Origin of the sequence: Streptomyces sp. NPDC005728 (genome assembly GCF_040630895.1) — a bacterium.
Taxonomy (GTDB): Bacteria; Actinomycetota; Actinomycetes; order Streptomycetales; family Streptomycetaceae; genus Streptomyces.
In genome coordinates this window covers 20,790-29,144 of record NZ_JBEXYL010000096.1, presented here as the reverse complement: position 1 = coordinate 29,144, position 8,355 = coordinate 20,790, and the positions used below count along the sequence as shown (strand labels likewise).

Here is an 8,355-nt window from a genome sequence, read left to right as displayed (position 1 = left end):
AGCCGCTCGGCGTGGTCTGCCACGCCCCGGCCGCGCTGCTGGCCGCCACCAAGGCCGATGGCAGCAACGCCTTCGCCGGCTACCGCCTCACCGGCTTCAGCAACGCCGAGGAGACCCAGGGGGGCCTGGCGGCGGGCGCCAAGTGGCTGCTGCAGGACCGTCTGGTCGAGATCGGCGCGGACTACCAGGAGGGCGAGCCGTGGGCCCCGAACGTGGTCGTTGACCGCAACCTGGTCACCGGCCAGAACCCCGCCTCCGCGGGACCGGCCGCGGCCGAGCTGCTCGCGAAGCTGACATGACGCAGTAGCACACCCGCATCTGCGTTCCCGTACCCGCATTCGTACGGAGACGGCTGGTGGCCCGTCGCATACAGCCGATGGCTGAAGTCCCGGTCTACCTGCTTTCCCATGCGCAGGTGCACCCGGTACACCGCAGCCGGTTGGCGTCCGCGCGTCCCGGCTCGTTCTTCGTGTAGGCCGGCCGATGCCATGAATCCGGCATGCCTGCATGCGGTCGGCACGCCTGGCAGGCGCACACACCGCCACGCATCCCATCGGGTGCGCGGCAAGGAGAGCCGTGAAAGCAATTTCGATCAAGGAACCCGGAGGGCCGGAGGTCCTGGAGTGGATCGACGTCGAGGACCCGGTCCCGGCCGCGGGCGAGGTCATCGTCGACGTGGTGGCCGGTGCGGTCAACCGAGCGGATGTCGCCCAGCGGATGGGGTGGTACCCGGTCCCGCCGGAAGCCTCGCCCTATCCGGGACTGGAGGTCTCGGGCCGGATCAGCGCGGTCGACGAGGGTGTGACCCAGTGGCAACCGGGCGACGAGGTGTGCGCGTTGCTTGCCGGGGGCGGGTATGCGCAGAAGGTCGCCGTCCCTGCCGGGCAACTGCTCACGATCCCCAAGGGCATCAGCCTCGTCGAAGCGGCGGCCCTGCCGGAAGCCGCCGCCACGGTGTAGTCGAACGTCTTCATGACCGGTTCTCTGAAGGACGGCGAGACCTTCCTGTGGGCTCACCAGGTCTTCGCAGCGGCGAGCAGATGCTCACGGACGAGCGTGACGTGAGGATTGGTGGAACTGCCTGGGCGTTGGACGAGGTAGGCGGTGTTGATCGGGGGGTCCTCCGGCTGATGCAGAAGCCGGAGGGCGCCGGAGGCGAGTTCGGTGCGGCACAGGTAGCTGGGCACGACGCTCCAGCCGGCGCCGACCGTGAGGGCAGTGAGGACGCTGCGCAGGTCGGGGATGGTGATCGCGGCCTGGGCGTGCAGGCGGCGGTCGAAGACGTGGCGCCAGTAGCGGCGGGCGATGGGCAGGTCCTCCGCGTAGGCGATCAGTGGCAGGCTTTCCAGGGCAGTGGGCAGTTCCTGTCCCTTGAGCCGTTCGGCCCAGACGGGGGCAGCGACCAGGACGAACTCCTCGTCGGCGAGGAGTTCGGTTTGCAGCGTCCGGCCCCGGGGCCGGCGGGTGGCGACGACGAGGTCGTGGCGTCCGGCCCGCATTTCCTCGAGCAGCGGTTCGGTCAGTCCAATGGCAACCCGCAGCCGGACGCCCTGCGCGACCAGCGGCGCCAGCGCCTGAAGGCCGAGGGTGCTCATGAACTCTGCGGGCCCGGCCAGGTGCACCGGTCCCGCGGTGCTGCTCGGCTCCTCGCCGGTGATGTCGGCCAACTGATCCAGGGGAGCTGACAGTCGCGTGGCAAGTTCGTCCGCGTGGGGCAGCGAGGTGACACCGTGCGCCCGGCGTTCGAACAGTTCACGGCCCAGACGGTTCTCCAGCGCCCGGATCTGCGTGGTCACAGTGGACTGCGACAGCCCCAGCCGCCGTGCGGCGGCGGTGAAGGACCCCAGGCGGTGCACGGCAAGGAAGGTGCGCAACAGGTTCAGGTCCAGCGGACCAAACCCATGAGTGTCCTGATCGCTCACGGCGTCGAGCCTACGAGGTACGCACGGCAGCCACATGCCATCTGCCCCCGTGCAGGGCATCGGTTCGTCGATACCTGATATCGATGCCTTCATTGGCGCGATTACTTCAGCAGCTTTAGTTTCGAAGGCAAGAGCGCTGACGCTGACGAAGTCTCAACGTCAGAGCGTGAACCCCCGGCCCTCGGAGACCACACCATGCCGAAGATCCTTTTTGTGATGACCGGCGCCGACCACTGGACGCTGGCGGACGGCAGCAAGCGCCCGACCGGCTTCTGGGCCGAGGAGGTCGTGGCCCCGTACCAGGCGTTCACGGCCGCCGGCCACGAGATTGTCGTCACCACGCCGGGCGGCGTCGTACCGCCTCTGGACCAGGGCAGCCTGGCGCCGCAGTTCAACGGCGGCGAGGAAGGCGCGAAGAAGGTGGCGGACGCCCTCGCCTCGATCGGCGAAATTCAGCACCCCATCAGGCTGGAGGACGTCGACCTCGACGACTACGCCGTCGTCTTCTACCCCGGCGGCCACGGCCCGATGGAAGACCTGGCCGTCGACGCCACCTCCGGCAAACTTCTCATCGACGCCCTCGCCTCGGGCAAGCCGCTCGGCGTGGTCTGCCACGCCCCGGCCGCGCTGCTGGCCGCCACCAAGGCCGATGGCAGCAACGCCTTCGCCGGTTATCGGCTCACCGGTTTCAGCAACGCCGAGGAGACCCAGACCGGCCTCGCGGCCAAGGCGAAGTGGCTGCTCCAGGACCGCCTGGTCGAGATCGGCGCGGACTACCAGGAGGGCGAGCCGTGGGCCCCGAACGTGGTCGTCGACCGCAACCTGGTCACCGGCCAGAACCCCGCCTCCGCCGGACCCGCCGCAGCCGAAATACTCAAGAAGCTGGCCTGAACCTCGCATCTCCGACGCAGTGCGGAACGCGGACGACATCGGCACCGGTAACAACGGTTACTGAGGCGGCCGACTCCTCACAAGCCCTGTCACCTCTTCTTTTTACAGGCACGGCGCCATGAAAGACGTTCGTGATCCGGCCAGCCACCAGAACCCTGCCTTACCGCCGGAAGGACTCAGATGAGCAAGATCCTCGCCGTGGTCACCAACCAGGCGACCTATGGAACGAACCCCCACCGGACCGGACTGTGGATCGCAGAGCTGGTTCACTTCTACGACGGAGTCCGCCAGGCTGGATTCGAGGTCGACATCGTCAGTCCGGAAGGTGGACAGGTACCGCTGGATCCCCGAAGCGTCAGAACGGCCGACAAAGGGGTACGCGAGTACATGAACGATCGCGCGTTCATGTCGAACCTGGACCACACCAGCAAGGCGGCCGACGTCGACCCGGCCCAGTATGCCGCGATCTTCTACACGGGCGGGCATGGTGTCATGTGGGACTTCCCCGGCAATGCCGCGCTTCAGCAGGTCGCGCGGGAGATCTATGAGAGCGGCGGCGTGGTCTCCTCGGTCTGCCATGGCGCCTGCGGACTGCTGAACATCACGCTCTCCGACGGCTCCCTGCTCGTCGAGGGCCGCACGGTCACCGGGTTTTCCACCACGGAGGAGCGAGTCGCCATGGTGAAGAGCCGGGTGCCGTTCCTGCTGGAGGACGAATTCCGCAAGCGGGGCGCGAATTATGTCAAGAACACCATCCCGATGACCCCCTTCGCTACCGCTGACGGCAGGCTCGTGACGGGACAGAACCCGTTTTCCACCAAGGTCGTCACCGCAAAGATCATCGAGACACTGCACCAACTTTGACCTTGATCCATATCGACCGGACCGGTCCTGCTCGTAAAGCGTCTCGGGGCGTTTTGACTGTTCTGCTCGCGTCTTTCCGGGTGACAGGTGGCTTGTTCTTCGAGCTCAGGGCTGTCCGGGTCCTGAGCTCGTCAGTTTCCAGTGCTCGGGCTGGACAGGACGGCTCGGGCGGAGGTTCTGTGGCGGCCTCGGACCAGAGTGAGCCCGCCGGGCGTGCCCTCTCACCCGCACTTTCACAACGTCGTGACCGCGTATGTGCCGTCCGTCAGGCGGCGCACTTGGAGGAATGTCTTGAAAGCAGTTTCGATCAAGGAACCTGGCGGACCGGAAGTCCTGCAGTGGATCGATGTGGAGGACCCCGTCCCCGCAACGGGTGAAGTGGTCATCGACGTCGTTGCCAGCGCCGTCAACCGAGCCGATGTGGCACAGCGGCTGGGGCTGTACCCGGTTCCGGAGGGAGCATCGCCTTATCCGGGCCTGGAGGTCTCCGGACGGATCAGCGCTGTCGGCGAGGGTGTGACGCATTGGCAGCCCGGCGACGAGGTGTGCGCACTGCTGACCGGAGGCGGATACGCGCAGAAGGTCGCTGTCCCTGAAGGGCAGCTGCTCACGGTGCCCAAGGGCGTCAGCCTGGTCCAGGCGGCAGCGTTGCCGGAAGCCACCACAACGGTGTGGTCCAACGTCTTCATGACCGGTGGGCTGAAGGCAGGCGAGACCTTCCTCATGCACGGCGGAGCGGGCGGCATCGGCACGGCAGCCATTCAGATCGCCAAGGCCCAAGGCGCCCGCGTCGTCACCACCGTCGGTGGCCCCGAGCAGGCTGCCAGGGTCCGAGAACTCGGCGCCGACCTCGCGATCAACTACCGCACCGAGGACTTCGCCGAGCACGGCCCCTACGACGTGATCCTCGACGTCATCGGCGGCGACTACCTTCCGCGCAACATCCACTCCCTGGCCCCCGACGGGCGCCTGGTCATCATCGGGCTGCAGAACGGCCTGACGGCCGAACTCAACCTCGCCGAACTCCTCTTCAAGCGCGCGTCCGTACACGGCACCACCCTGCGCTCCCGCCAAGCCGGACAGAAGGCAGCAATCGTGGCCGAAGTCCAGGAACATGTATGGCCATTGGTCGAGAACGGAACCGTGCAGGTCGTCATCGACCGGACCCTGCCCATGGACCAGACCGCAGAAGCCCACCGTATCCTGGACGCCCACCACATCGGCAAAATCGTCCTACTCAACCCCGACGCGGCATGACTCCAAGAGTCGGCCGACCGCGATCCCGAACCGGTGCGCAAGGCAATCGCAAGGCGCCAAGCGGGAGTTGGGCGGAGCGGTAACCGGCACGCGGGACCGGAACAACAGGGCATCCTGATACTCGAGTGGCGTCGCGACCCCGAGCTGTCAAGGGGCCCTGTTCTCGTGCCGGCCACCCGGCCGAGATCACCCGACCTGGGGCCGTTGTTCGATCCCAACCGTCCTGATGACCGATAGAGATACGGCTTCTTACTGATCTTTTCGTTAGTTCTGTGGGTGTGACGGGCTTGTTGGTGGGACCCTGATGTTGTGTCTTTCGGGCCTTCGCCTGGTGCTTCCAGATCTGCCGTTCCTCCTTTGACGCGGCCGCAGTTGGCCGAGGCTCGGCGGGTACGGGCGGTCGAGTTGTTCGGACAAGGATGCACGAGTGCGGAGATCGCACGAATGCTGGAGGTCAGCGACGAGAGCGTGCGGCGGTGGAAACGGCTGTGGGAGGAGGGCGGCACTGATGCCTTGCGTCGGCGTCCGGCCACTGGTCGTCCACCCAAGCTGGATGACGCCCAGGTCGAGCAGGTGCGGACCGCGCTGGAGCAAGGCGCCCAGGCGCATGGCTTCGAGGCTGATCTATGGACGTTGGAGCGGGTTGGCCTGGTCGTCGAGCGGATGACAGGGGTGTCTTTATCGCGGGCTTCAGTGTGGCGGTTGCTGACTGGCCGGCTGGGGTGGAGTCTGCAGCGCCCGGAGCGTCGGGCGGTGGAGCGGGACGAGTCCGAGATCGCCCGGTGGATCGCGCACGAATGGCCGCAGATCAAAAAGGGGCCGTGAACAAACGTGCCTGGATCGTCTTCCTCGACGAGTCAGGAGTGTCACTGCTGCCGCAGGTCCGCCGCACCTACGCACCCCGCGGCCGCACCCCGCTCCTGCGACATCGGCTGAACTGGAAACGCGCCTCGATGGCCGCGGCGCTCGGCTACCACGCCACCGACCCCGCCCGCGGACCCCGTCTGTGCTTCCACCTCAAGCCCGGCAGCTACGACACCACCGCCCTCATTGAGGTCCTGGAACAGCTCAAAGTGTTCTACCGCGGGGAACAGGTGGTGCTGGTCTGGGACGGACTGGCCGCCCACTGGAGCCGGGCCATGCGTGCCTGGGTCGCCGAACAGGACTGGCTCACCCTCAAGCGATTACCCGCTTACGCGCCCGAGCTCAACCCGGTGGAACTGCTGTGGTCGTCGCTCAAGAAACGCGAACTTGCCAACCTCGCCGGCGACCACCTCGCCGATGTCGCCGATGCCACCGAACAAGGCATCCACCGCATCAACCAGAACCGACAGCTGCCCTGGTCCTTCCTCACCCACACCGGCCTCACCATCCACCCACCAACCCCACAGAACTAACGAAAAGATCAGTAGTAGGACTCGGTGGTCTTGTCGTACGCCGTCGACGACCTTGTGATCGAAGGAGTTCATTCGCCGGCTGCCTGGCGCCGGGTAGAGATGGTGTTTGAAGAAGGTGCCCATGCCGCGGGCGAGCGCGCGTCCTGCCATGTGGTGCTGACTCCTCGGCGTCCGATGCTGGCCTTTTGCTGACGCCCGAGGGTGTGCGATACCTCTGACGGAAGAACCGTCGATCACGTGGTACGGGGTGGTTGATCTGAGCCGCAGTCACCGCCTCGCGCTCGAAGCGCCGGACCAGCTCGGGTGCAGCGTTGTCGTCGCGGTGCAGGAGTTTTGCGGCGACGTTGCGGTGGAGCGCGCGGTCACGACCAACCCAGACCTCACCCATGCCTCCTCGGCCGAGCAGACGGGTCAGTTCGTACCTGCCGCGATCAGGGCGCCCCATTCCACCCGCCACTTCCAGTGACCTGTCCATGCCGGGAAGCTCGGCATCACAGATCACGACGGCGCCCAACAGATGGTTCCCACAGCGTCACGCAACAGGCGTTGGAGACAGCGGAGGACGGCGCGCCTGCCCCTGCATCGGCCAAGCCCTTCGGCGGAAGGGCCGGCGGTCGGGCTACGGCCGCATCAGGATCTTGATCGCACCGTCCTGCTTGTGCTGGAACATTTCGTAGGCGTGCGGCGCCTCGGCCAGCGGCAGCCGGTGCGTGGCGAAGTCCTCCACGCCGAGCGGGTCCTCGTCCGTGAGGTAGGGCATGATCCGGTCGCTCCACCGGCGGACGTTCGCCTGCCCCATCCGCAGCTGTATCTGCTTGTCGAAGAGGGTGAGCAGGGGCATCGGGTCGGCCGTGCCCCCGTACACGCCGCTGAGCGAGATCGTGCCGCCACGCCGGACCAGGTCGATGGCCATGTGGAGGGCAGCGAGCCGGTCGACGCTGAAGCGCTCCGCGAGGGGCCCGCTGAGCCTGCGGGGCAGGAGCGCCGAGGCCGTCTGGGCGAGTTTGGCCGCGGCGCTGCCGTGGGCCTCGGTGCCGACCGCATCGATCACGGCGTCCGGCCCCCGGCCGTCGGTCCGGTCGCGGATCGCGGTGACGAGTGCCTTCTCGTCGTCGAAGGCCCTGAGGTCGAACGTCTGCACGCCGCGCCGGCCCGCCCGGACCAGCCGCTCGGGCACCAGGTCGACACCGAACACCCTTTCGGCGCCCCGGGCCATCGCGATACGACAGGCCATGTCGCCGATCGGGCCGAGGCCGAGGACGGCGAGAGTCCCGCCCGGCGGGAGAGACGCGTACTCGACGGCCTGCCAGGCTGTGGGCAGCACGTCGGAGAGGTAGACGAAGCGGTCGTCCGGCGGCCCCTCGGGCACCTTGATCGGGCCGTACTGCGCCTGCGGCACGCGCAGGTACTCGGCCTGGGCGCCGGGCACCGCACCGTACAGGCGGGTGTAGCCGAACAGGGCGGCACCCATTCCCTCCCCCGTGACCTGGGTGGTCTCGCACTGCGTCGGCAGCCCCGTCAGGCACATCCAGCAGGATCCACAGGCGATCTGGAACGGCACCACGACCCGGTCGCCCACCGCGAGGTCGGGAACCCCTGCGCCGACTTCCTCGACGATTCCTATCGGCTCGTGGCCAAGGATGTCACCCGGGGTCATGAACGGAGTGAGCACCTCGTACAGATGCAGATCCGAGCCGCACAGCCCGGTGGACGTGATGCGGATGACGGCGTCGGTGGGCTCCTCGATCCGTGGGTCAGGCACGTCCTCGACGCGCACGTCCCTGCGTCCCTGCCAAATGACTGCCTTCATGGTGTCGCGTCCCTCCTTGCGTACACGCCGGTCTGTCCTGCCGCGTCCGGTCAGCGGTGGCCGCCGGGTACCCGCGCATGCCGGCCACGAACCCCGCACGCCCACAGTCGCGCCCGGAGCAACGGACGTCCACCTGAGCGCCGGAGGCTCGCCTGCCCGCCCTGCGGCGCACCCCATGGCCGGCGGTCCGCGCATCCTGCACGTCCTGCCTGGT

General features: G+C 67.4%; 8 protein-coding genes and 2 pseudogenes. 8 read left to right on the top strand and 2 right to left on the bottom strand.

Annotated elements, in window-relative coordinates; genetic code table 11:
* Both ABZ471_RS38880 and ABZ471_RS38875 read left to right on the top strand, forming a co-directional pair.
* A pseudogene (locus ABZ471_RS38880) lies at positions 1-299 on the top strand (type 1 glutamine amidotransferase domain-containing protein); the annotation flags it as partial.
* 277 nt (positions 300-576) lie between these two features.
* A pseudogene (locus ABZ471_RS38875) lies at positions 577-957 on the top strand (alcohol dehydrogenase catalytic domain-containing protein); the annotation flags it as partial.
* A 56-nt stretch (positions 958-1,013) separates the two neighbouring features.
* On the opposite strand, the gene ABZ471_RS38870 reads toward ABZ471_RS38875, so the two are convergent.
* The gene (locus tag ABZ471_RS38870) at positions 1,014-1,922 is read right to left on the bottom strand and encodes a LysR family transcriptional regulator (RefSeq protein WP_359073389.1); all 909 of its coding nucleotides are present in this window, start codon (positions 1,920-1,922) and stop codon (positions 1,014-1,016) included.
* Positions 1,923-2,117: 195 nt separating this feature from the next.
* On the opposite strand from ABZ471_RS38870, the gene ABZ471_RS38865 reads away from it, so the two are divergent.
* The 6 genes from ABZ471_RS38865 (at position 2,118) to ABZ471_RS38840 (ending at position 6,797) form a co-directional block, all read left to right on the top strand.
* A complete protein-coding gene (locus ABZ471_RS38865; protein ID WP_359073387.1) occupies positions 2,118-2,813 on the top strand; it encodes a type 1 glutamine amidotransferase domain-containing protein in 696 nt (231 codons plus the stop codon).
* A 180-nt stretch (positions 2,814-2,993) separates the two neighbouring features.
* Positions 2,994-3,677, top strand: coding sequence for a type 1 glutamine amidotransferase domain-containing protein (locus ABZ471_RS38860; RefSeq protein ID WP_359073385.1), 684 nt, complete (start codon positions 2,994-2,996; stop codon positions 3,675-3,677).
* Between the two features lie 291 nt (positions 3,678-3,968).
* Positions 3,969-4,934 carry an NAD(P)H-quinone oxidoreductase gene (locus tag ABZ471_RS38855; protein WP_359073383.1) on the top strand — a complete coding sequence of 322 codons (966 nt, stop codon included), beginning with the start codon at positions 3,969-3,971 and terminating at the stop codon, positions 4,932-4,934.
* A 309-nt stretch (positions 4,935-5,243) separates the two neighbouring features.
* Complete coding sequence (locus tag ABZ471_RS38850; RefSeq protein ID WP_359073382.1) at positions 5,244-5,759, top strand: IS630 family transposase; 516 nt, start codon at positions 5,244-5,246, stop codon at positions 5,757-5,759.
* Entirely contained in the window at positions 5,756-6,331 is a 576-nt protein-coding gene (locus tag ABZ471_RS38845) for a transposase (RefSeq protein ID WP_359073380.1), read from the top strand. Before ABZ471_RS38850 ends, ABZ471_RS38845 begins: the two co-directional genes overlap by 4 nt.
* A gap of 247 nt (positions 6,332-6,578) precedes the next feature.
* Positions 6,579-6,797, top strand: a complete 219-nt coding sequence (locus ABZ471_RS38840; RefSeq protein ID WP_359073379.1) for a hypothetical protein — start codon at positions 6,579-6,581, stop codon at positions 6,795-6,797.
* A 153-nt stretch (positions 6,798-6,950) separates the two neighbouring features.
* Here the strand turns inward: ABZ471_RS38840 and ABZ471_RS38835 are convergent, their stop codons facing one another.
* A complete protein-coding gene (locus ABZ471_RS38835; protein ID WP_359073378.1) occupies positions 6,951-8,141 on the bottom strand; it encodes a zinc-dependent alcohol dehydrogenase in 1,191 nt (396 codons plus the stop codon).
* Positions 8,142-8,355: the final 214 nt, after the last annotated feature.

Excerpts from the sequence above, each read along its gene's own strand:
- ABZ471_RS38860 (WP_359073385.1), top strand. The coding sequence starts at position 2,994 with ATGAGCAAGATCCTCGCCGTGGTCACCAACCAGGCGACCTATGGAACG.
- ABZ471_RS38835 (WP_359073378.1), bottom strand. The coding sequence starts at position 8,141 with ATGAAGGCAGTCATTTGGCAGGGACGCAGGGACGTGCGCGTCGAGGAC.
- ABZ471_RS38865 (WP_359073387.1), top strand. The coding sequence starts at position 2,118 with ATGCCGAAGATCCTTTTTGTGATGACCGGCGCCGACCACTGGACGCTG.